The sequence below is a fragment of the Lunatimonas lonarensis genome, assembly GCF_000390185.1.
In the GTDB taxonomy this organism is placed as follows: domain Bacteria; phylum Bacteroidota; class Bacteroidia; order Cytophagales; family Cyclobacteriaceae; genus Lunatimonas; species Lunatimonas lonarensis.
In genome coordinates this window covers 81448-102992 of the sequence record NZ_AQHR01000110.1, presented here as the reverse complement: position 1 = coordinate 102992, position 21545 = coordinate 81448, and the positions used below count along the sequence as shown (strand labels likewise).

Genomic DNA, 21545 nt, shown 5'->3' with positions numbered 1-21545 from the left:
CCCATCCAGGAAGTTGAAGTAGGAGTCATCAGCATTCTTGCGAAGCGGTTCAAAAAATCAGAAAACTTCGGATAAGTCCCTGATATTTGGGTGGCACCCCATCACCCGATGGGCAAATATAGAAAACGCAGCACATTTTTGTATCCTTTTACTGCCATCAGTCACGAGGTTAAGCGATGAAAAAACTAACTTAGGGGTAGAAACGCACGGTTTTTGAACAAAAATTCCCATGAGGGGGTATAATGAAATCAAACGGTAAAACAGGAGGAGCAGCATGGAAAGAATATTGATCACCGGTGGATCCGGTTTGGTAGGTAAGGAAATCACCCGCCTATTGGAACAGCAGGGCAAAGAAGTGGCCTGGCTCAGTAGGAACCCAAAAAGCAATACACAGAAATCGTTCTATTGGGATATTGAAAAACAGGAGATGGATGCCGAGGCCTTGACTTGGTGCGATGCCGTCATCCACCTGGCCGGTGCAGGGGTAGCAGAAAAGCGCTGGACCAAGGCCCGCAAGCGCGAGATACTTCAGAGCAGGGTTCTCTCCACACTCTTGCTTTACGACCAACTGGCCCTTTTACAAACTAGGCCAAAAGCTTTCGTCTCCGCCAGTGCGATCGGCTACTATGGACTGGATACAGGCGATGCCCTTCTGCGGGAAGATGATAGGCCGGGTGTTGACTTTTTGGCCTCGGTGGTCAAAAAATGGGAAGGCGAAATTGAAAAAATAGCTACCTTGGGTATCCGAACGGTACTTCTTCGCATTGGCATCGTGTTGTCAAACGAAGGCGGTGCGCTCAAGGAAATGCTGAAGCCTCCTGTAGCTGCCCCCTTGGGTGATGGCCGGCAATATATGAGCTGGATACACATCAGTGATCTGGCCCGGATGTTTTTGCACGTACTGGAAAATGCGGACACCTCTGGGGTATACAATGCGGTGGGTCCGCAGCCGGCTTCCAACGAAGCACTAACCAAACACGCCGCCAAAGCCTCCGGAAAGCCCTTCTTGCCTATAGGAGTCCCGGGCATCGCCTTAAAATTGGCACTGGGTGAGATGGCGCAAATGGTGACAGGCGGAAACCGGGTAAGCAGCGAAAAGATCGAATCTACGGGCTTTGCCTTTACGTACGCTGACCTAACGGATGCGCTGACAGCCATTTACAGGACATAGACCACTGAACGGTGGGTTAATTTAAGGCTCAAAGAGTAGCGAGACACAGCAATGCCGGGTAATGGCGTAAAACTCGGAATCGGTTGGAACGAACTAAAAATGACACATACATGAAGAATTTTTGCATTGGCCTGTTCGGCTGTTTGATGTTGGCCTTCTCCGGTTTTTCGCAGGAACAAGGGTTGGAATACTACCTGCCTGCTGGATTCACCCACGACCCCGGCATTCCCTCTCCCAAGTCGATTTTGGGTTTTGAAGTGGGCGAATGGCATGCCAGTCACGATCAAGTGGCCCAGTACTTCCGGGTGTTGGCGCAGACCTCCGACCGGGTGAAGTTGATAGAGTATGGTCGAACCTACGAAAAGCGTCCACTCCTTATGTTAGTGGTTACTTCCCCGCAAAACCTGCGCAGGCTTGATGAAATCAAAGAGCAGCGAAGAGCCCTGCGACATAAACCGGAGGATGCCAATCCGGAAGACACCCCCTTCGTAATGTATTTGGGCCATTCGGTACACGGCAACGAAGCCTCGGCCATTCAGGCCTCCATCGTCACTGCCTACCACTTCGCCTCGGCCGAGGAGGTGGGCGCCGACCTCGAAAACATGGTACTGCTTATTGATCCCGCCCTAAATCCCGACGGTGTAAATCGCTTTGCATCCTGGGTAAACTCCCACAAAAGTTACCACCTAAACGGCGACCGAAACAACCGGGAGCTGAACGAAGCCTGGCCTGGCGGGCGTACCAACCATTATTGGTTTGATCTGAACCGGGATTGGCTGCCTGTTCAACATCCCGAATCGCGGGGAAGGATACGGCAGATCCAGGAGTGGCTGCCAAACTTGGTGTTGGATTTTCACGAAATGGGACCAGATGCGACCTATTTTTTTCAACCCGGAATCCCCAGCCGAAATAACCCCCTTACCCCTCGAAAAAACATTGAGCTGACCGAAAAAATCGCCGAGTACCATGCCCGTTATCTGGATGAAATAGGTTCCCTTTATTACAGCAGAGAGAGCTTTGATGACTATTATTACGGGAAAGGATCGACCTATCCCGATATTCAGGGAGCCGTTGGGATCTTGTTTGAGCAGGCCTCCTCGCGAGGGCATCTACAGGAGAATCAGTTTGGAAAAATCAGTTTCCCCTTTACCATACGGAACCAGGTACGGACGGCACTTTCTTCCTTCGAAGCCGCCAGGAACCTCAGGTTGGAGATGAACCAATACATGATGGAGTTCTATCGCCAAGCGAAAAGCGAGGCAGGATCCGACAGCAACAAAGCCTTTATTTTTGGGGTAAACGACGACAAGGCACGCTCCTACCACTTGGCTGATATCCTCCTGCATCATGACATCCGGCTGTATAGCTTGGAGGAAGACATTGTGGTCAACGGTATGCCTTTTGAAGCAAAAAAATCCTTTATCATACCCCTGGATCAGCCTCAGTACCGGTTGATCAAATCCATGTTTGAGACCAGAACGGAATTCCAGGACAGCCTGTTTTACGATGTGTCCACCTGGAATTTCCCCATGGCCTTTCAGGTAAATTATCAGGCGTTGAGCAGCCGTATCGTTAACCTCACGAATGTGGAGGAAATCACCAGTGAAATTTCCCTACCTGAAGGATCGGTGATGGGAGCGCCGGGCGCCTATGCCTACGCATTTGAGTGGACAGATTTTTATGCACCAAAAGCTGCTTACGCCCTGATGGGCAAGGGGTATTTGCTGCGTGTAGCCCATAAGCCCTTCAAGAGTCAGACCGAGGTGGATTTTGGCCGGGGCACTATCTTGATCAGCAAGGGGAATGCCGATGTAAGTGACCAATCCTTTTTCAACGACCTTGAAACCATCGCCAAAGACGCAGGCATTACGATACATGCGGTTCCCTCCGGATACACCGCAGGAGTGAACCTGGGATCACCCAGCATGAGCGTACTCCGACAGCCGGAAATAGCCATCGTCGTAGATCGCGGCGTTTCGGCCTCAGATGCCGGGGAAATGTGGCATTTGTTTGATCAGCGTATGGATATGCCTGTGACATTGGTTTCGACAGACCGTTTTTCCAGTGCAGATTTGGATAGGTATAACGTCATCATTTTTCCTACTGGCTCCTATGGTATCCTTGGCAAAACCGGAGCGGAAAAGCTGAAGGCTTGGACACAAAAAGGGGGAACCCTGATCGCCCGAGGTGCTGCTTTGAATTGGTTGGTTTCGATGGAGTTGGCCGCCTTTTCTTTTGTGGCCGAAGAACCTGCCCAAAGTAACGCGTTGCAAAGACCCTACGAAAACCTGGCCTCTGACAGAGGGGCAAGGGTTACCGGAGGTGCCATTTTCAAAGCTAAGCTGGACAATACCCATCCTATCGGCTATGGTTACTCAAATCCGGATCTCTTTGTATTCAAAACCGGTAATCAGTTCCTTACCCCGTCTAAAAACCCTTACGCAAACCCCTTGGTGTACACCGATAGCCCACTCGCGAGTGGCTACATTCATCCCTCCAACTTGGAAAAACTAAAGAGCTCCGCCGTCATTCAGGTAGCTGCCCTTGGATCCGGCAGAATTATCGGGATGGTGGACAATCCGAATTTCCGGGCATTTTGGTTTGGTACCAACAAACTGTTTTTGAACGCCGTGTTCTTTGGCCAAACCATCGACGGCAACTCCGCGAGGTAGTGGGGAACCACACTACTCCCTGTCTGATAAATCCATGCTGGTTTTTCAGGCAGGGAATTCTCTTCCACGTATTCTCCAGCTGCCTAGATGGATGGCAAAAAGGGATCAAAAACAGTTTTTTCTATTCAAACAGTGCTCGATCCGGGATAATTTATTTGTTTGTCGCAATCATAGCTATCGATAAATTTTTTTAACTTTTTAATTCATGTTATTTTTGCCTTTGTTTTCATTGGCTTATGATCCAAAAACTATTCCCGTTAGACAAGAACTATATCCTACGGCAGGCCCAAACCAGCGCCGAGGACGAGGGCATAGCGCTAATGGTCGCAGAGCTACGGCATGCCTACACCCTCCTGCACAATCCGCTGCAGTTAATGGATGACACGTATGTACAGATCCTTTCCAACAAGGCATTCCCAAAAGACAGCATAGCCGTTATCTATCGGCAGCTTTCGGGTATTTACCGTTATCGCTTTGGATCCAATCAGTTGGAGATCCTTTTTGATGGGCGATCCCATCTGGAAAAATACCAGGAAGACTGGCTGGAACAGCTGAGGCTGTGGAGCTGTGAACTGGGTATGCAGGAATCCTATGTGAAGACCATGCTGCGTATGAGCCTGCTGTACGACACGGAAAGCCGGGCTGTATTTGCCGAAAACCGGTGCAAATCGTTAATCAACGATTACTTCTCCCTGAAAATAGTCAAACGAAAAGGGGATTTGGTTTTAAAAATGGCCTAGTCAACGGACTCCAGCAGCGAACGGAAAAAAACAAATTCACCCTGAAACCGCTTTTCAAGTGCTTCTTGAACCAAATGGGCCTGTTGATTTTCGAATCCCATCATCTTTTCCATCGTCTCGGCATAAAACTGCGTGGCAAAATTCACCCCCTCGCCTTCCTCCGGATGGTTGAGTAGCCGAAGAAAGCGGTAATCGAAAAAATAACCCGTGTTCAGCACCATTGGAATGTAGGTATCCTTCATCCATCTGATAAATTCCCCTTCGATTTTCCGATCCACGCTGATCGTGATATTGTATACAATCATTCCTTTAGGTTAATTTTATTAGTTTTGTGCCGTCCATCTAGCAGCCCGCAAAGTTAATCCATTTCACTCCGAAACAAAAAGTGCCTCTTTTTGATTGATAGGGGTAGTCATCAAGCCTATGAACAGCAGCAGCCTCCGCATCGGATCATTCACAATTGAGAAAACGCTTGCGTTTCAAATTTGGATCAGCATCTTCCATGTGGTCGGTATCGTAGGCCTGTACTTGGAGGTTAGCCGTCCACTTTTCCAACTGCTCACCCCCTTCCATCTGTTGATGTGCGCGGGCATCCTACTTTATTTCCATACGGATTGGTCACGATCTTTTTGGATGTTTTTGTTGGCCTCCTTTGGCATCGGGATGATTGCTGAGATCGTAGGCGTACAAACCGGACTCTTGTTCGGCGATTATTCCTATGGCCCGGTGTTGGGGCTCAAGTTGGCCGGGGTACCCTTGATCATCGGCATCAACTGGTTTATTCTGGCCTATGCGTCTGGGCAATTGGCGGCCAATTGGATAAAATCTCCGTTGATAGCGGCGGCAGCGGCTTCCCTCCTTATGGTCGTATTGGATTTCGTCATTGAGCCAGTTGCCATCACCTTGGATTTTTGGAACTGGCAGGGCGGGGAAATCCCGCTCGGCAACTATATAGGGTGGTTTTTGGTCGCATTTTTGATCCAGCTTATTTACCAAAATCTTCCGCTTGTTCGTGAAAATCAAATTTCAACGTACCTTTTGCTAAATTTGTTTTTATTCTTCGCAATTTTAATCTTCCTTTTATAAAGAGACAGAACAAAAAGACTGATTTAAAGTTATCCTTAAGATGGTATATGCAGTTGTGTTTACGGTTATAGGCTTTGCATTGATGGAATTTGCCGGTTGGTTTATTCATAAGTACATCATGCACGGCCCCTTGTGGAACATACACAAGACCCATCATCAGCATACGGAGGGACCCTTTGAACGAAACGACCTGTTCTCCATGCTATTTGGTTCCATTGCTGTCTTGCTGATATTCCTCGGTGTTGGCGCACTGGATTACCGATTTTGGATGGGAGTGGGTATCAGCCTTTACGGTGTCAGTTATTTCTTGCTGCACGATATGCTAATCCACCGGCGGATCAAATTGTTCAAACGTCCACAGGGGGGTTACCTCGCCGGAATATTCCGAGCTCATCAAGCCCATCACGCCACCAATCAGAAAGACGGGTCGGTATCTTTTGGCTTGTTCATAGTACCTAAAAAATATTTTAAGAAGCGCGTATGATGGTGAGAAATTATTCTATTAAGGATCTAGAGCAGCTTTCAGGCATCAAAGCCCATACCCTACGGATTTGGGAACAACGGTATAGCCTGTTGACGCCAAAACGCACGGATACCAACATCCGGTATTACGACGATGCGGATCTTCGCCATATCCTAAATGTAGCATTGCTCAACGAGCATGGCTACAAGATCAGCAAAATAGCGAAGATGTCTCCCGATCAAATCGCACAGGAGGTTTTGCGCCTTACCGAGCGTTCTTTCACGTACGAAGATCAGATCCATGCACTCACCATCTGCATGGTGGAGATGGACGAGGCCCGGTTCGATAAGATCATATCTACCAATATCCTTAAGATCGGGTTTGAGATGACCATGATCCACATCATCTACCCTTTTCTATCCAAAATCGGAGTACTTTGGCAGACTGGCTCCATTCATCCCGGACAGGAGCATTTTATCAGCAACTTGATTCGCCAAAAGCTCATTGTGGCGATCGACGGACAGGTGCAGCAGGCAGGTGGCAAGAAATTTCTGCTTTTTTTGCCCGCCGGCGAGCTTCATGAAATCTCCCTGCTCTTTTCCTGTTACATCCTCAAAGCAAACGGGCATAAGGTTATCTATCTTGGACAGAACACACCGGATGCAGACCTAAATGCGGTTTATCAGGTCCATAAGCCGGACTACCTGCTTACGGTCGTAACGACCTCTCCACCGGCGGAGGAACTACAGGACTATATCTTTTCCCTCTCCACTAGATTCCATGAAAGCACCGTCCTGATTTCCGGGTATCAGGTAATCGGTCAAGATCTGAATTATCCAGACAACGTCCGTGTACTACATTACCTGAAGGATATTAAGGAATACCTCGCCAGTCAGATTAACGTGGCCTAGCGAATCCAACCCATTCGTTAGGCCGGTTGATGTACTTTTTACACGTGTTTTTTGAACAGTCTGAACGTGTAGTCGAGTTTCAATCTGACACCCCTCTTTTTTCCACTCAAAAGCTTTTTTCGGTTTCTAGTCACTATTTTAAGAAGAATCTTCGTCCTCTTTGTTATATTTAAAGAACGTTTACGTTTACAATTGCAATAATCACCCTTTCCAGCTTCGATTCTTCTTCAACAAATTGCAGTATATGTATTGGAAACCTTTACAAAAATTTACGTATCGGGCAAACCCAATAGGGTGGCTTTGCTCACTTGGATTATGCATGCTGCTATCATGCGCACCCGATAGCAATCTCCCCCCGGGAGATCCTGATAATGGCGGGCTTTTCCTGCCGGATGGCTTTCAGGCCGTAGTGGTAATAGATAGCGTTGGACGGGCCCGCCATCTCACGGTAGACCAAAAAGGCGATATCTACATGAAGCTTCGGGTACCCAACAGCGAAGGGCAGGGGCTGGTGGCTCTTCGGGATACCAACAACGACGGCAAAGCGGACGTGGTGGAATATTTTGGAGACTATCCCGACACCGGCAATTATGGTACGGCCATGCGTATCTACAACGGTTACCTGTATTTCAGCACCGCGGGAGAAGTATACCGCATGAAAATGGACATGGATAACCTGGTGCCGACAGGAGATGCCGAACTCATCGTCAAAGATGACTACAAGAACGCCGAGCATGGTTACGAACACATCGCCAAGCCAATCGCCTTCGACAATGAAGGGCATATTTACGTTCCCTACGGGTCTCCCGGCGACGTTTGCCAGGAGTTTAACCGTAGACCGGGCGCACCGGGCATGGATCCTTGTCCGCAGCTCGAATGGCACGGCGGCATTTGGCGTTTTGACGCAAACACACTAAACCAAACCCAACAAGAACACGGATACCGCTACGCTACTGGAATTCGTAGCGTGGTGGCCATGGAATGGAACCAAGAAGAAAACGCATTGTACGTGGTGCAGCATGGCCGGGACAATATGAACCGAACCTGGCCCGACATGTATTCCCCTTGGGAAAGTGCCCTACTACCTTCGGAGGAGTTCTTCCGAGTAGATGAAGGCATAGACGGCGGCTGGCCCTATTACTACTACGATCAAATGCAGGGCAAAAAACTGCTTAACCCCGAGTATGGAGGCGACAAGAAAATCGAGGCAGATCCCGCCAAGATCACCTATCCCTTACTGGGTTTTCCCGGACACTTTGCACCCAACGATCTGCTATTTTACCGGGGTAACCAATTTCCCGATCGCTATAAAAGCGGGGCGTTCGTAGCCTTTCATGGATCAACGATCCGGGGTCCCTACCCCCAAGCAGGCTACTTTGTGGGATTTGTTCCCTTTAAGGACGGTAAACCATCAGGCCCCTGGGAGGTGTTTGCGGACGGCTTTGCCCAACTGGACACGATCGTGAACACCGGCGATGCCGCCGCCAGACCAATGGGACTCTCCATGGGTCCAGACGGATCCCTGTATATAACCGAAAGCGTGCAGGGCAAAGTCTGGCGGGTAATGTATACCGGCAAAAAAGGGGACTTCGGACCGGCAGCATTGGCCAAAATGGAAGAGCGTAAAAATACACGTACGAATATCAAGGATCCCCACCCGGAAAAAGACAACCTAGAAGTCGGACTCTTAGAAGCCGGTGCCAAGACCTATAACCTCTACTGCGCTACTTGCCACCAACGGGATGGAAAAGGCGACGGGACGCGGTTCCCCCCCCTCGCAGAAACCGACTGGGTAACAGGAAATAAACGTAGGCTTATCGAAATTGTCCTTAATGGTATGGAGGGGCCGATCACGGTAAACGGGGTGAACTACAACCAAATCATGCCCGCCCACAACTTCCTGAGCGACGAGGACCTGGCATCCGTGCTTACCTACATCCGAAAGAGCTTCGGCAACAATGCCGTAAGTGTATCCCCGCTCGAAGTGAAGCGCGTTAGGGAGGAACTAGCCGCCAAAGAAACAAATTAACCACACGAAACGTGACGTACCATGTTCATCACAAGTAACCCAGGCGTTTGGATGGCAGCCGCGATGGCCCTGACGATGATGACCATACAACCAAACCAAGAAAAAACCATGCAGGAAAATACCTATCGGGTAAAGCCCATCCCAGGACCGATCACCATCGATGCGGACTGGGATAAAGCCATTTGGAAGGAGGTGGAAGCGGTGGAACTTACCCACTACATGGGCGAAAAACCCCTATTCAGTCCCATCACCCATGCCAAACTGATGTACGATTCGGAGTATATCTATGGGATCTTTCGGGTGCAGGACAGGTATGTACAGAGCAAAGTAACCGAAATCAACGGGCCTGTCTCCACGGATTCCTGCGTGGAATTCTTCTTTTCACCCGACACCGACAGCCCCCTGACCTACTTCAACCTGGAAATCAACGCAGGAGGGATACCGCTGCTCCACTATGTGAAACAGCCCCGGAGCAACTACCAAGTATTGGAGGCGGAGCAGATTCGAAAAATAGAAATAGCCCACTCCATGCCCGCTGTGGTGGATCCCGAGATCGTGAAAGACACCGTCTGGACGATCGAGTACAAGGTGCCTTTAGCCATGCTTTCCGAGCATGGCAAGGTGACCACCCCCGCACCGGGCGTAAAGTGGAAAGCCAATTTCTACAAAACGGGCAGTCGAACCGGCAATCCCCATTATTTTACTTGGAATGTGGTGGATAATCCGCGGCCTGATTTTCATCTACCCCAGTATTTTGGTACCTTGATCTTCGAATAACAACCATTCATTTATAAAAAACAAAACACTATGAAACTATCCTTGCTGACCACTATCGCCTGTTTGTTTTTGGGAACCGCATCTATGCTGTATGCGCAGGGCACCTATGATCCGGAAAAGAAACTTGCCGACATGGGAATTACTTTGGTACCGAAAGGGCCGGGAGCCAGCAACATCGTACCAGCTGTCCGTACCGGTAACTTGGTATTTCTCTCCGGTCACGGCCCTATGCAGGCGGATGGCACCAACATGACCGGTAAACTCGGTGCCGACCTGACGGTGGCCCAAGGCAGGGAGGCCGCGCGCCTCACTGGTATACAGCTGCTCAACGCCCTGAAATACGAAATCGGTGACTTGAAGAAAGTGAAGCGCATCGTCAAGGTACTGGGCATGGTAAACAGCACGCCGGACTTTGTGGAATCCCCTGCGGTAATCCACGGATTCACGGACTTTATGGTGGAAGTATTCGGCCCAGAACGTGGCAAGCACGCGCGCTCCGCCGTGGGCATGGTATCCCTACCCGGCGGCATAGCCGTAGAAATTGAAATGATTGTGGAGGTAGAGGACTAAACCTCCCTTCCTTACAGGCACCGAACCTCCGGGCCAAAAAAGACTTCAGAATATGTTATCAAGAAGAAAATTACTGAAAAGACTGTCTGCTCTCCCACTCGTGGGAGGCATGATAGGCACGGGTTTGCCCTTGCAGTCCGCAATGGGATCATCCCTGGAAGAAGCTCCCAAAAGGGACGTGATGAAGGAACTGGGCATTCGCACCTTTGTGAATGCAGCGGGTACCTACACGGCCATGACCGCCTCCCTGATGCCGAAGGAAGTGATGGAAACCATCCAAATCACCGGTACACAATTTGCCATGCTGGATGAGGTGCAGGACAAGGTAGGTGCCAAGATCGCCGAGCTGTGCCATGCCGAGGCGGCCACCGTAACGGCAGGATGCTGGTCCGCCATGGTGCTGGGCCTCGCCGGTGTGCTTACCGGCACCGATCGAAAAAAGATCGCCCAGCTGCCCAACTTGCAGGGAATGAAAAATGAGGTGATCGTACAGAAAAGCCATAACGTAGGTTATGTGCATGCCCTTACCAATACCGGAGTCACCATGGTTCCGGTAGAGACGGTGGAGGAACTGGAAGCAGCCATCAGCGACCGCACCGCCATGATGTGGTTTCTCAACTACCAAGCACCCGAAGGCAAAATCCAGCACGAGGAATTCGTGGCCTTGGGCAAAAAACACGGTATCCCCACCATGATCGATATGGCTGCCGATGTACCCCCGGTGGAAAACCTCTGGAAATACAACGACATGGGTTTTGACCTGGTCTGCGTTTCTGGCGGTAAGGCCATGAAGGGCCCCCAAAGTGCCGGCATACTCATGGGCCGCAAGGACCTGATCGAAGCCGCCCGGCTCAGTGCGCCTCCACGTGGTGGTACCATCGGCAGGGGTATGAAAGTAAACAAGGAGGAGATCCTAGGCATGTATGTAGCCTTGGAAAAGTACATCAACACGGACCACGATAAGGAATGGAAATCCTGGGAAGACAAGGTTTTCCTGATCGCAGAAACCGTTAAGAAGGTAGGCAATATCACCACAGATGTGAGCGTACCCCCTATTGCCAACCATACACCCTACCTCGAAATTTCCTGGGATCCATCCTATTTCCGCTTGACCCGTCCCCAACTGCAGGAGAAACTCCGTGCCGGTAACCCCTCCATAGAGGTGATCGGAGGCAAGGAGCATGCCATCAGCCTAACGGTTTTTATGTTGCGGCCGGGAGAGGAAAAGATCGTCGCCAAGCGCATATCCGAGGAACTGTCGGCGGCAAAAGTATAGCAAGCATTACCCACACGAATACTTACCAGATTTTTCGGAGGGGCGTCCCTCCGAGGCATCTGAATACCAAAGAACCAAATAACATGATGAAGAAAGTTAGACTACTAGTTGCTCTGATGGCTTTTCTTGCCTCGGGAGCCTTACTGGCCCAAGAATACGATATCGTGATCAAGGGCGGACACGTCATTGACGCGAAGAGCGGTACCAACGGGCTGCGAGATGTGGCCATCAAAGACGGCAAAGTAGCCCGCATCGCCGCATCCATACCCGGAGACGGAGCCACTCAGGTGGTGAACGCAAAGGGCATGCTGGTTGTACCCGGCCTGATCGACATACACGGCCACAACTTTGCCGGCACCCGTGAAAACAGCTACCTAAGCGATGGCCTTACCGCCGTGGATCCAGACGGGTATACCTTTCGTGTGGGCGTCACCACCATCGTAGACTGCGGTGGACCGGGATGGAAAAACATCCATATTTTCAAGCAAAACATCATCGATCCCTCCCGTACCCGGGTACTTGCCTTTATGAACATCGTAGGCGAGGGTATGCGTGGCGGTGCCTGGGAACAGGACACCACCGATATGAATGCGGAAATCACCGCACAGGCGGCGCTGAAGTACAAAGAGCACGTCGTAGGCTTCAAAGTGGCACACTATGCTCGGAGGGACTGGACACCCATAGACCGGGCGGTGCAGGCAGGCAACATCGCCAACATGCCCGTGATCATCGACTTTGGGGGATCTATGGCCTTTGCGCCTTTGCGGCTTCGGGAGCTCTTCTTTGAGCGGCTGCGTCCGGGAGATATCTATACCCATACCTTTGCCGAGTTGGGCGGTGCCAGGGAACCCATCGTGGACTACGAGACCCGGCAGTTTAAGCCCTTCGTTCGCGAGGCACAGGAACATGGGATTGTATTTGACGTAGGATATGGAGGAGCTAGCTTTGACTTCCGTCAGGCGATTCCGGCTATCAAGGCAGGCTTCCTGCCCAATACCATCAGTACCGACCTGCACAAGGGCAGCATGAATGCCGCCATGAAAGATATCCTGAATATCATGTCCAAATTCCTCGCCATGGGCGTGGATCTGGACAAGGTGATCGAAATGAGTACCTGGGCACCCGCACAGGTGATCAACCGCGAGATGCTGGGCAACCTTAGCGAGGGAGGAATAGCGGATGTAGCCATCCTGCAGCTTCGTGAGGGAGACTTCGGCTTCTGGGACCGCAACGGCTACAAGATCGAAGGCGACAAACGCTTTGAGTGTCAGATGACCATCCGCGATGGACGCATCGTCTATGACCTCAACGGCATCGCCAACCCCGTGGTCGTAAGCCGACGCTAGGAGAACATTTTCTACAACTACACAACCCCCAAGTCGAATGGATTTCGGCTTGGGGGTTGTTTTTTTGGGGCTCAGGTTTTTAAAGACTGGATCTTTTTCCGAACTTGGAACTGAACGCAAAAACAGAACCCCATGGAAGCGCAGCAGTTTTGTCCGATTTGTAAGGAGGAGGTTTCCTATTCCTCCCGTTACCCCAAGTATCTCTGTAACACGTGCAGTGAACAGACTACGGACGCCGAGTGTCGGCCGGTAGTATTCTACAATACCACCCTATTTGGCCAGGGCTGTCAGGGCGAGTACCGGGACACCGGCGAACCCTTCGACGGAGACACCTGCTACGTACAGGGAATCCGCTGCCGGGCGGAAGAATTCCGATTTGGAGGGATTGTGGTGCAGGCCCTTTAGTTTTCGAAAACAAGACATATGATTTTTATATTTTCTAACCGACCATGAAGCTTGAATTTGAAAATTGGCTAAGAGCAACCAAAGGATATATTACACAGCCGCTAAAGTATTCAAATACGATAAAGACGATCTCCAATCACCTAAAGAAAAGAGATGGTCTCGCCCACGATATTTATTCCATCACGAATGCCGATGAGCTTTTGAAGGTAAAAGAAATCTACTTTAGCTACGATGAATTCTATCAAAAGAACAAACGTGGCAATAACATGTACAGTCGCTCTTTAGACCTGTATCTTGAGTTTCTTGAGTCATTCTCTGGTATTCCACTAAAACCGGTGGATCCTGAAATAGAGGGCATTATTAAGGATCCAACCTTAACCGAATTGGAAAAAGAGAGTATTATTCTGAGCCGAAGAGGGCAAGGTCTATTTCGAAAGAATGTTTTGAAGCTTTGGGGAAAATGTTCCATCTCAGGTTATCCGGACGCTAGATTCCTAATTGCTTCGCATATAAAACCCTGGAAAAAATGTACAAATTCAGAGAAAACAGACAAATACAATGGACTGCTATTGCTTCCAACGTATGATAAACTCTTTGATCTTGGCTACATTGGTTTTGAAGGTGATGGAAAAATCCGAATATCTAACCAACTTTCCAATCCCTCAATGCTGCAGGTTAGTGGAAATCTTAAGATAAGGATTCAAAAAAATCACGCAAAATACCTTGAGTTTCATTTATTACACATATTCAAAATATGAGTCGGTAAAAAATTATCGTCTCTGTATCTTCTCGGCACTTATAACAAAGTAATTTTTAAACAAAGAACTTTTTTCATTTCTAAAAGCCAATACCCTCGTAAAGAGGACCATCGCTTTTGGCTTGAAGGAAAGGTTATTGCAATTGGAAACGGTTTAGATTTGCGGCTAGACAATCCACCACCCGCTTTACGCACATCCCCAGTTCCCTCTTTACCTCAAAATCCCAGAATCGCAGCACGGTCCAGCCTTTGGACTGGTAGTAGTGGTTGATTTCGCGGTCGCGCTGCCTGTTACGCTCGATCTTGGGAATCCAGAAGTCACGGTTGGATTTGATCGTGGACGCAAAACCTTATTATGTCCATTTTATTAAATAAAATGGACATATATCCGGGTAATGTCCACGAATTTTACGTATTTTGCAGACATGTCCAGAAAAGGTATCTTTTCTGGACATATTCAAGCCATGGTTTACGACAGATCAAAACCTTTTAACAGCCTCCCACTTCTACCCCCTACAGGAATAGAAGAAGATGTCGATATCCTGAAAAAACTCGTTAGTTCCTCCAGAGCACTGGCTTCTGTAGATGGCAAAGTCCAAAGGCTACCAAACCCCTCTATGCTTGTCAATACCATATCCCTCCAAGAGGCAAAGGCATCCTCCGAGATTGAGAATATCTTTACTACTGAGGATGAGCTATACAAAGCCGTTTCTGATACAATCCAAGAAGGGCAAGCCAGCCCTTCCACTAAGGAGGTGTTGCGGTACAGGGAATCACTTTGGGAAGGATATCGACGGATTCAAGAAAAAGGAACAATTGACCTGGATGGAATCGTTGCAATTTTCAGCAAGATCAAAAATACCTCTGGAGGGATACGCCCTCCACATTCATTGACAGTAATCAGACGAGGGCAAAGTGAATTTAGGGCCGGAGAAATAATCTACACGCCACCAAGAGGGCCAGGAATCGTTGAACATTTGATGGCAAATCTTCTGGACTATTTGAGTGACAAGGTAGATCCGAATACTGACCCATTGCTAAAAATGTGTATCTCCCATTATCAGTTTGAGGCAATTCACCCTTTTCCTGATGGGAATGGGCGTTCTGGACGGATCTTAAACTTGTTGTATCTAGTAAACAAAGGACTACTCAATCATCCGATACTATATCTTTCCAAATACATCATTGTCCATAAGGACGATTATTACCACCACCTTGCTGGCGTTACCCAAGCGGGTAAATGGAAACCATGGATCCTTTACATACTGGATGCTGTGGAACAAACAGCCAAACTTACCAATCAGCTAATTACAAACATATTGGAACAAATGGAATCCACACTTGAGCATGGAAGGGAAACAATCAAATGGTACACTAAAGAAATTAACGAATTATTGTTCAGTCAACCCTACCTGAAACCAAAGCTGGTGGGTGACCGTCTGAAAATAGCCTCCAGAACAACTTTGAACAAATACTTCAGTGAATTACAAGCAGCAGGGATGTTGGCTCAAATCAAAGACGGTAGGGAGGTGTTTTATATCAATAGGGACTTGGTTAAAATTTTAGAAGGATAGGATCCATCCAAAATTCACCCACTCAATGCATCCACCACCCGCTTTACGCACATCCCCAGTTCCCTCTTTACCTCAAAATCCCAAAACCGCAGCACGGTCCAGCCTTTGGACAGGTAGTAGTGGTTGATTTCGCGGTCGCGCTGCCTGTTACGCTCGATCTTGGGAATCCAGAAGTCACGGTTGGATTTGATCGCGTCCTTTCGGTTTGCCCAATCGTGCCCATGCCAGAAGGACCCGTCCACAAAGATCACCAGCTTGTATTTGATCAGGCTGATATCGGGTTTGCCGGGCAGCTTTCGCCGGTTGCTTCGGTATCGGATGCCCGCATGCCATAGCGCCCTGCGAAGCCGCTTCTCCGGCTGGGTGTTCTTCCCCTTGATCTTGGACATGGTGCTGGAGCGCTGGGGCGTGGTATAAAAGCCCTCCTCCTCGCAAAAGCGGGGCACGGAAATTTTTGGTTCTGGATAGGGCTTAGGGGGATGTGCCACGTCAATCGGGGATTCCTCGGGGTAAAAATCGGGAAAAGAATCGATAAATACCTATCCAAAACATGATTTCCCATACCCAAACTGCTTAGCTGCGGCAAATTTATGTGTTCGTCATGTCCACTCGGAGCAGCTGGCGTAAGAACCTAGGAAGCATTGGCTACCCGCCAAACCTTCTGGACACACCCAGGCCCAGACTCCAGAATTTTCCGGATTCTCCTGGATTGAAAAGGATGCCGGTCTCGGGTCGGAGAACCCAATTTCCCCGATTACGAATGGCAACGACAACATGGAAAGACACCAATTGGGAATCGTCCCTATCGAATGAAATGAGGTAGCTGGAAGCCACGTTTAGATCAACTTGCTGCCCCGTTGGCATGCCATAAATCAAGCCAGGTGCAAAAACCCATGCCGAGTTGAAATCCGAGATCGTTTAAGGTACGGGTATAATCGAAATCACATCCCAGCCAAACCGGGGAATAATTCACGCCCACTTCGCTTTCACCCGGAAAGAGCAAACGGGCACTATGTTATTCGGAAAAGACTTGCGCAGTGACTGGCACAGTGGACAGGTACGCACAGATCAAAATAAGGGGAGTGAAGCATTTCATCGCTAGGGTGTCAGAGTTTTACGTGCTGACGCCGCACGTTTTGGTTCTACGATAAAATTAGCTAACCCCTAGCTGGTTAAAAAATGGCAAATTAATACGGTTTCGGATATTATTTGCGGCAAATACCAAACAGGCAACAGATATTTTCGAAAATTGCAAAGAATGCAGTTGCGAGTCAAAATCACCCATATAGCTGGGAATTTGTCCTTTTCCAGGCAAAGTGGCTTGGCGGTTTTTTCGTTTGCCTGCAATAAAACGCTGGAACTTCTTCGGAAGTCGGCATCAGTCGGTGTGCCCTTTCCCAAAATCCCCGTGGGAAAATGGCTGCCTTTTGCCGACTGTTTGATAGCCCTTTGATAAGTACTTGATTTTTTCATGGTTCTAACCTCCAGATGGCGATATTTCCCTTATCTTAGTTTATCAAATAGCATCGCTTACATAGTCCTAAATGACAACCCCACTACCCAAACTATCCCAACTATTGCCCATTTGCTCCGCCATCTACCTATTGGGTTGGGGCCTGTTGTCCTGCGACCGGAGGACTTCTTCCCCCAAGGAGGAGATACCGCAGGTGATCAGCTACAATTTCCATATCCGTCCCATCCTTTCAGACAACTGCTTTGCCTGCCATGGACCGGATGCCAACAAGCGGGAGGCAGGCCTTAGACTAGACCTGGCGGACGCTGCCTACAGCGCACTCGCAGAAAACCCCGGCAAATATGGCATTGTCCCGGGTAAACCCCGGGAGTCGGAGGTTTGGCACCGCATCGTTTCCTCCGATGAATCGGAAATAATGCCGCCCCCCTCCACCAATTTGGCCCTCAGCGCCCACCAAAAAAAGTTGATCGAGTCCTGGATCAAACAGGGCGCTCCCTATGAAAAACACTGGGCGTTTGTACCTCCTGCGAAACCGGAAATCCCTCAGGTAAAAAACAAAGATTGGCCAAAAAATGCGATTGACTTCTTTGTGCTGAAGAAACAGGAATCCCTGGGCCTTGCCCCAAATCCGGAAGCAAACCGGGAACGGCTCCTGCGCCGGATCAGCTTTGAACTGACCGGGCTGCCTCCCACTCTGCCGCAGATGGATGCCTTCCTGGCGGATGAGCGGGCAGATGCTTACGAACGTTTGGTAGATGAGTTGTTGGACTCCCCTGCCTACGGGGAACGCATGGCCCTACTGTGGATGGACGTGGCCCGCTATGCCGATTCCTACGGCTACCAGTTGGACAACCTACGAACCCAATGGCCTTGGAGGGACTGGGTGATCCATGCGTTCAACCAAAACCTCCCATACGACACCTTTATCCGTTGGCAACTGGCCGGTGACCTGCTCCCTAACCCTACCAAAGAGCAACTCCTGGCAACCGGCTTTAACCGAAACCATAAAATCACCGAGGAAGGGGCCATCGACGAGGAAGAGTACCGTGTGACCTACGTGGCCGACCGCACCAATACACTTGGCAAGGCCCTACTTGGGATTACGCTGGAATGTGCCGCCTGCCACGATCACAAGTACGACCCCATTTCCCAAAAGGAATACTACGAGTTGTTTACCTTTTTCAACAACATCGACGAACGACGAACCACGACTACACCTATAGATCCTCTGGTAGGCACGCCGGCCTCCTATGCGAAGAAGCCCCTGATGGAAATCACAGACGAGGATGTGCGCTCTGTTCTGTCCTTTGTCAACAAGCAGGACACGGCCAAGTTGATCGTGTCGGTAATGGGTGAACTGGACACACTGCGCAAAAACCACATCCGCGAACGGGGTATATTCGATGCGTACGGCGAAGAGGTTTTTCCGGCAACTCCCGAGGCCATACTTTCCTTCCCCGCTTCTAATCCTCCCAACCGGCTTGGCCTGGTGGATTGGTTGTTTGATCCCCAAAACCCCCTCACAGCGCGGGTATTTGTAAACCTGATATGGAAGGATGTTTTTGGCAGGGGAATCGTCAATACCCCCGGTGATTTCGGTATGCAGGGCGAGCTCCCCAGCCATCCGGAACTGCTGGATTGGCTGGCGAGGGATTTTATGGAAAACGGCTGGGATATCAAGCGCCTGATGCGGCAACTGGTCACTTCGGCCACCTTCCGTCAGTCGGTCGTAGCGGATCCGCGGAGAATGGAATCCAACCCGGACAATACCTACTACACGCGGTTCTCCAGGCAGCACTTGAAAGCCGAATTTATTCGGGACATGGTATTGGCATCCAGCGGGCTGTTAGTGCCCAAACTGGGAGGGCCTAGCGTAAAACCCTACCAGCCGCCCGGGTTATGGGAGGGAGCCACCGCCGGGGGATCCACCCTCTCTGAATACAAACAGGATTCGGGTGCCGCTCTGTACAGGCGGGGACTGTATACCTTTGTAAAACGGACCGTTCCTCCTCCTTCCATGTTGATATTTGATGCCAGCAACCGCGACCAATGTGAGGTGGAGCGGGGAAATACCAATACCCCCTTGCAAGCACTGGTGATGATGAACGACCCCACTGTACTGGAAGCAGCCCGGGTGTTTGCTTCGAAGTTGGGCAAGGAACCCACTTCCACAGAGGAAAAAATCAACAGGGCATTTCGGGTGATCGTTTGCCGCCAACCCAAAGAAAAGGAAAAAGCCCTGCTCGTGGACTATTACCAAAGCAGGCTGGTAGCCACATCACTGGATCAAGCCAAAGAGCTGCTGGACGTCGGGGAATACCCGATGGATGAGGACATCGACCCTCTGGCCACTGCAGCCCTCATGCAGGTGATTACTGCACTGTATAATTTAGAAGAAACCATAAACCGATCCTAACCCATGTCCAAGGAACTAACGGAATACCAGCTGAATCAAACGCGACGGAGGTTTCTCTCCAAGATGAGCCTTGGTGTAGGAGGCGTTGCATTGGGTTCCCTGCTGATACCAGATCTTTTTCGGCGTCCGGTGGAGCCCGATCGCTTGGCCCTCCCGGGCATCCCCGATTTCGCATCTAAGGCAAAGCGGGTGATTTATCTCTTCCAAAATGGAGCCCCTTCCCAGTTGGAATCCTTTGATTACAAACCTCTTCTTGAGAAGATGGTCGGTGAAAACCTGCCGGACGAAGTCCGCGGCGGTCAGCGGCTAACTGGATTTACCGCCAACCAACCGGGCGGTCTCCCCTTAGTAGGCTCCTTTACCGGCTTCAAGCAATACGGTGCGTCGGGCACCTGGGTTAGTGATCTCTTTCCCCACACAGCCAGGATTGTAGACGAGCTGTGTATCGTGAAGTCCATGCATACCGAAGCCATCAATCACGATCCTGCCCTTACCTTTTTTCAAACCGGTGCCCAGCAAGGCAACCGCCCCAGCATGGGTTCCTGGCTTAGCTATGGGTTGGGCAGTGAAAACAGCAATTTGCCCGCCTTTACCGTCCTGATATCCCGTGGCAAGGGCAATAGCCAGGGTGTGTATGCCAAGCTCTGGTCAAATGGCTTCTTGGACCCCATCCATCAGGGAGTGCAGTTTGGATCCGGAGAGGATCCAGTGCTTTACCTTAAGGATCCCAAAGGGATGGGACGGGATGAGCGAAGGGAGATGTTGGACAAGCTTGCACAATTAAATCAGTGGTCCTACGAAGAACTGTATGACCCCGAAATTGCCGCGAAAATCCAACAATATGAAATGGCGTACCGGATGCAAACCGCAGTTCCAGAGACCTTGGATATCAGTCAGGAGCCGCAATCGGTTATCGATATGTACGGAGAAGACTGCCTGACCCCCGGTACCTTCGCCGCCAATTGCCTCATGGCAAGGAAACTGTCCGAAGGAGGCGTTCGGTTTGTACAGCTTTACCATCAGGGCTGGGATCAGCACGTAAACCTCCCCAAAGAGATCACCGGGCAAGCCATGGATGTAGACCGAGCCTCGGCCGCGCTGGTAATGGACCTAAAGCAGCGGGGATTGTTGGACGAAACGCTCGTAGTATGGGGAGGGGAATTTGGACGCACCTGTTTTAGCCAAGGGCCGATCACCAAAGGAAATTACGGGCGCGACCACCATCCGCGCTGCTTTAGCATCTGGATGGCAGGTGGAGGCATCAAGCCCGGCCTCGTATACGGGGAAACAGACGACTTCAGCTACAACATCGTCAAGGATCCAGTGCATGTACACGATTTTCATGCCACCATGCTGCATCAGCTTGGTTTGGATCACGAAAAGTTGGTCTATAAGCACCTGGGCAGGCGGTTTCGCCTCACCGATGTGGCCGGGCGGGTTGTGCATGACCTTTTGGCCTAACCGAGGGCCAACACAAACATGGCTTTAAACGCGCGCATTGCGTATCTTCGCGGAAAAAAAAGATGAGCCTACTGGATCAGATCCGCGAAAACCCTGAAAAAATTGCCTTTTCGGAGGTAATTGCCTTTATTGACACTACCTATTTATTTACACCCACGCGATTCACCAACGGGGATACCACGAATGAGGCCGGTCAGAATAACGGCAGTTGTAAGGTGCTGTTTTTTGCCCAGCTACAGGAATTGGACGAGGGTACAACCCTGCATTTATTTGGTGACTATTACCGCTCCGATGTCCTAGGTGACCCGCAGGGCAACAACCACCAAAATATCCGGAATTTTATGCGCCATGGATGGAAGGGCGTTCGCTTTGAGGGAACTCCATTGGTGCCAAAAGGCTAATCGGCACAGAACTGCG

General features: G+C 50.0%; 22 protein-coding genes and 1 riboswitch. Of the genes, 18 read left to right on the top strand and 4 right to left on the bottom strand.

Annotated elements, in window-relative coordinates:
* Positions 1–12: 12 nt before the first annotated feature.
* A riboswitch (Fluoride riboswitch) is annotated at positions 13–115 on the bottom strand.
* A 159-nt stretch (positions 116–274) separates the two neighbouring features.
* From ADIS_RS19705 to ADIS_RS19695, 3 genes are all read left to right on the top strand, one after another.
* Entirely contained in the window at positions 275–1171 is an 897-nt protein-coding gene (locus ADIS_RS19705) for a TIGR01777 family oxidoreductase (protein ID WP_010856470.1), read from the top strand.
* 110 nt (positions 1172–1281) lie between these two features.
* Positions 1282–3843: a M14 family metallopeptidase gene (locus ADIS_RS19700; protein ID WP_010856469.1), complete on the top strand. Its 2562-nt coding sequence runs from the start codon at positions 1282–1284 to the stop codon at positions 3841–3843.
* A 236-nt stretch (positions 3844–4079) separates the two neighbouring features.
* Entirely contained in the window at positions 4080–4583 is a 504-nt protein-coding gene (locus ADIS_RS19695; protein ID WP_010856468.1) for a hypothetical protein, read from the top strand.
* Here the strand turns inward: ADIS_RS19695 and ADIS_RS19690 are convergent.
* The gene (locus ADIS_RS19690) at positions 4580–4888 is read right to left on the bottom strand and encodes a DUF4286 family protein (RefSeq protein WP_010856467.1); all 309 of its coding nucleotides are present in this window, start codon (positions 4886–4888) and stop codon (positions 4580–4582) included. The genes ADIS_RS19695 and ADIS_RS19690 overlap by 4 nt on opposite strands.
* A gap of 118 nt (positions 4889–5006) precedes the next feature.
* Between ADIS_RS19690 and ADIS_RS19685 the strand changes: the two genes are divergently transcribed.
* The 10 genes from ADIS_RS19685 (at position 5007) to ADIS_RS19640 (ending at position 14204) form a co-directional block, all read left to right on the top strand.
* The gene (locus tag ADIS_RS19685; protein WP_051113364.1) at positions 5007–5669 is read left to right on the top strand and encodes a carotenoid biosynthesis protein; all 663 of its coding nucleotides are present in this window, start codon (positions 5007–5009) and stop codon (positions 5667–5669) included.
* A gap of 40 nt (positions 5670–5709) precedes the next feature.
* On the top strand, positions 5710–6153 hold the full coding sequence (locus tag ADIS_RS19680) for a sterol desaturase family protein (protein WP_010856464.1): 444 nt from the start codon (positions 5710–5712) through the stop codon (positions 6151–6153).
* Positions 6150–7043: a MerR family transcriptional regulator gene (locus ADIS_RS19675; RefSeq protein WP_010856463.1), complete on the top strand. Its 894-nt coding sequence runs from the start codon at positions 6150–6152 to the stop codon at positions 7041–7043. Before ADIS_RS19680 ends, ADIS_RS19675 begins: the two co-directional genes overlap by 4 nt.
* 319 nt (positions 7044–7362) lie before the next feature.
* On the top strand, positions 7363–9072 hold the full coding sequence (locus ADIS_RS19670; protein WP_155907629.1) for a c-type cytochrome: 1710 nt from the start codon (positions 7363–7365) through the stop codon (positions 9070–9072).
* Between the two features lie 21 nt (positions 9073–9093).
* Positions 9094–9849, top strand: coding sequence for a carbohydrate-binding family 9-like protein (locus ADIS_RS19665; protein ID WP_155907627.1), 756 nt, complete (start codon positions 9094–9096; stop codon positions 9847–9849).
* A 30-nt stretch (positions 9850–9879) separates the two neighbouring features.
* Positions 9880–10419: a RidA family protein gene (locus ADIS_RS19660; RefSeq protein WP_010856460.1), complete on the top strand. Its 540-nt coding sequence runs from the start codon at positions 9880–9882 to the stop codon at positions 10417–10419.
* Between the two features lie 52 nt (positions 10420–10471).
* Positions 10472–11695 carry an aminotransferase class V-fold PLP-dependent enzyme gene (locus tag ADIS_RS19655; protein WP_010856459.1) on the top strand — a complete coding sequence of 408 codons (1224 nt, stop codon included), beginning with the start codon at positions 10472–10474 and terminating at the stop codon, positions 11693–11695.
* Between the two features lie 83 nt (positions 11696–11778).
* Positions 11779–13041 carry an amidohydrolase/deacetylase family metallohydrolase gene (locus tag ADIS_RS19650; protein WP_010856458.1) on the top strand — a complete coding sequence of 421 codons (1263 nt, stop codon included), beginning with the start codon at positions 11779–11781 and terminating at the stop codon, positions 13039–13041.
* A 132-nt stretch (positions 13042–13173) separates the two neighbouring features.
* Positions 13174–13446: a hypothetical protein gene (locus ADIS_RS19645; protein WP_010856457.1), complete on the top strand. Its 273-nt coding sequence runs from the start codon at positions 13174–13176 to the stop codon at positions 13444–13446.
* A 44-nt stretch (positions 13447–13490) separates the two neighbouring features.
* The gene (locus ADIS_RS19640) at positions 13491–14204 is read left to right on the top strand and encodes an HNH endonuclease (protein WP_010856456.1); all 714 of its coding nucleotides are present in this window, start codon (positions 13491–13493) and stop codon (positions 14202–14204) included.
* Positions 14205–14337: 133 nt separating this feature from the next.
* Here ADIS_RS19640 and ADIS_RS23595 read toward each other — a convergent pair whose 3' ends face one another.
* A complete protein-coding gene (locus ADIS_RS23595; RefSeq protein WP_262493048.1) occupies positions 14338–14505 on the bottom strand; it encodes a very short patch repair endonuclease in 168 nt (55 codons plus the stop codon).
* Between the two features lie 93 nt (positions 14506–14598).
* Here ADIS_RS23595 and ADIS_RS19635 point away from each other — a divergent pair, with 93 nt between their 5' ends.
* On the top strand, positions 14599–15777 hold the full coding sequence (locus ADIS_RS19635) for a Fic family protein (protein WP_010856455.1): 1179 nt from the start codon (positions 14599–14601) through the stop codon (positions 15775–15777).
* 14 nt (positions 15778–15791) lie between these two features.
* On the opposite strand, the gene ADIS_RS19630 is transcribed toward ADIS_RS19635, so the two are convergent.
* Together ADIS_RS19630 and ADIS_RS19625 are read right to left on the bottom strand one after the other, a co-directional pair.
* Positions 15792–16265, bottom strand: coding sequence for a very short patch repair endonuclease (locus ADIS_RS19630; RefSeq protein ID WP_035807091.1), 474 nt, complete (start codon positions 16263–16265; stop codon positions 15792–15794).
* 157 nt (positions 16266–16422) lie between these two features.
* A complete protein-coding gene (locus tag ADIS_RS19625; protein ID WP_155907625.1) occupies positions 16423–16641 on the bottom strand; it encodes a hypothetical protein in 219 nt (72 codons plus the stop codon).
* A 394-nt stretch (positions 16642–17035) separates the two neighbouring features.
* On the opposite strand from ADIS_RS19625, the gene ADIS_RS19620 reads away from it, so the two are divergent.
* The 4 genes from ADIS_RS19620 to ADIS_RS19605 all read left to right on the top strand — a co-directional run bounded on the left by ADIS_RS19620 (position 17036) and on the right by ADIS_RS19605 (position 21529).
* On the top strand, positions 17036–17230 hold the full coding sequence (locus tag ADIS_RS19620; RefSeq protein ID WP_035807089.1) for a hypothetical protein: 195 nt from the start codon (positions 17036–17038) through the stop codon (positions 17228–17230).
* A 91-nt stretch (positions 17231–17321) separates the two neighbouring features.
* On the top strand, positions 17322–19667 hold the full coding sequence (locus ADIS_RS19615) for a PSD1 and planctomycete cytochrome C domain-containing protein (protein ID WP_010856450.1): 2346 nt from the start codon (positions 17322–17324) through the stop codon (positions 19665–19667).
* A 3-nt stretch (positions 19668–19670) separates the two neighbouring features.
* Positions 19671–21128 (top strand): DUF1501 domain-containing protein, encoded by a 1458-nt coding sequence (locus ADIS_RS19610; protein ID WP_010856449.1) that lies wholly within the window; start codon positions 19671–19673, stop codon positions 21126–21128.
* Positions 21129–21190: 62 nt separating this feature from the next.
* Positions 21191–21529, top strand: a complete 339-nt coding sequence (locus ADIS_RS19605; protein ID WP_010856448.1) for a HopJ type III effector protein — start codon at positions 21191–21193, stop codon at positions 21527–21529.
* Positions 21530–21545 lie beyond the last annotated feature (16 nt).

Excerpts from the sequence above, each read along its gene's own strand:
- ADIS_RS19705 (WP_010856470.1), top strand. The coding sequence starts at position 275 with ATGGAAAGAATATTGATCACCGGTGGATCCGGTTTGGTAGGTAAGGAA.
- ADIS_RS19700 (WP_010856469.1), top strand. The coding sequence starts at position 1,282 with ATGAAGAATTTTTGCATTGGCCTGTTCGGCTGTTTGATGTTGGCCTTC.
- ADIS_RS19695 (WP_010856468.1), top strand. The coding sequence starts at position 4,080 with ATGATCCAAAAACTATTCCCGTTAGACAAGAACTATATCCTACGGCAG.
- ADIS_RS19690 (WP_010856467.1), bottom strand. The coding sequence starts at position 4,888 with ATGATTGTATACAATATCACGATCAGCGTGGATCGGAAAATCGAAGGG.
- ADIS_RS19685 (WP_051113364.1), top strand. The coding sequence starts at position 5,007 with ATGAACAGCAGCAGCCTCCGCATCGGATCATTCACAATTGAGAAAACG.
- ADIS_RS19680 (WP_010856464.1), top strand. The coding sequence starts at position 5,710 with ATGGTATATGCAGTTGTGTTTACGGTTATAGGCTTTGCATTGATGGAA.
- ADIS_RS19675 (WP_010856463.1), top strand. The coding sequence starts at position 6,150 with ATGATGGTGAGAAATTATTCTATTAAGGATCTAGAGCAGCTTTCAGGC.
- ADIS_RS19670 (WP_155907629.1), top strand. The coding sequence starts at position 7,363 with ATGCTGCTATCATGCGCACCCGATAGCAATCTCCCCCCGGGAGATCCT.
- ADIS_RS19665 (WP_155907627.1), top strand. The coding sequence starts at position 9,094 with ATGTTCATCACAAGTAACCCAGGCGTTTGGATGGCAGCCGCGATGGCC.
- ADIS_RS19660 (WP_010856460.1), top strand. The coding sequence starts at position 9,880 with ATGAAACTATCCTTGCTGACCACTATCGCCTGTTTGTTTTTGGGAACC.
- ADIS_RS19655 (WP_010856459.1), top strand. The coding sequence starts at position 10,472 with ATGTTATCAAGAAGAAAATTACTGAAAAGACTGTCTGCTCTCCCACTC.
- ADIS_RS19650 (WP_010856458.1), top strand. The coding sequence starts at position 11,779 with ATGATGAAGAAAGTTAGACTACTAGTTGCTCTGATGGCTTTTCTTGCC.
- ADIS_RS19645 (WP_010856457.1), top strand. The coding sequence starts at position 13,174 with ATGGAAGCGCAGCAGTTTTGTCCGATTTGTAAGGAGGAGGTTTCCTAT.
- ADIS_RS19640 (WP_010856456.1), top strand. The coding sequence starts at position 13,491 with ATGAAGCTTGAATTTGAAAATTGGCTAAGAGCAACCAAAGGATATATT.
- ADIS_RS19635 (WP_010856455.1), top strand. The coding sequence starts at position 14,599 with ATGTCCACGAATTTTACGTATTTTGCAGACATGTCCAGAAAAGGTATC.
- ADIS_RS19625 (WP_155907625.1), bottom strand. The coding sequence starts at position 16,641 with ATGCCAACGGGGCAGCAAGTTGATCTAAACGTGGCTTCCAGCTACCTC.
- ADIS_RS19620 (WP_035807089.1), top strand. The coding sequence starts at position 17,036 with ATGCAGTTGCGAGTCAAAATCACCCATATAGCTGGGAATTTGTCCTTT.
- ADIS_RS19615 (WP_010856450.1), top strand. The coding sequence starts at position 17,322 with ATGACAACCCCACTACCCAAACTATCCCAACTATTGCCCATTTGCTCC.
- ADIS_RS19610 (WP_010856449.1), top strand. The coding sequence starts at position 19,671 with ATGTCCAAGGAACTAACGGAATACCAGCTGAATCAAACGCGACGGAGG.
- ADIS_RS19605 (WP_010856448.1), top strand. The coding sequence starts at position 21,191 with ATGAGCCTACTGGATCAGATCCGCGAAAACCCTGAAAAAATTGCCTTT.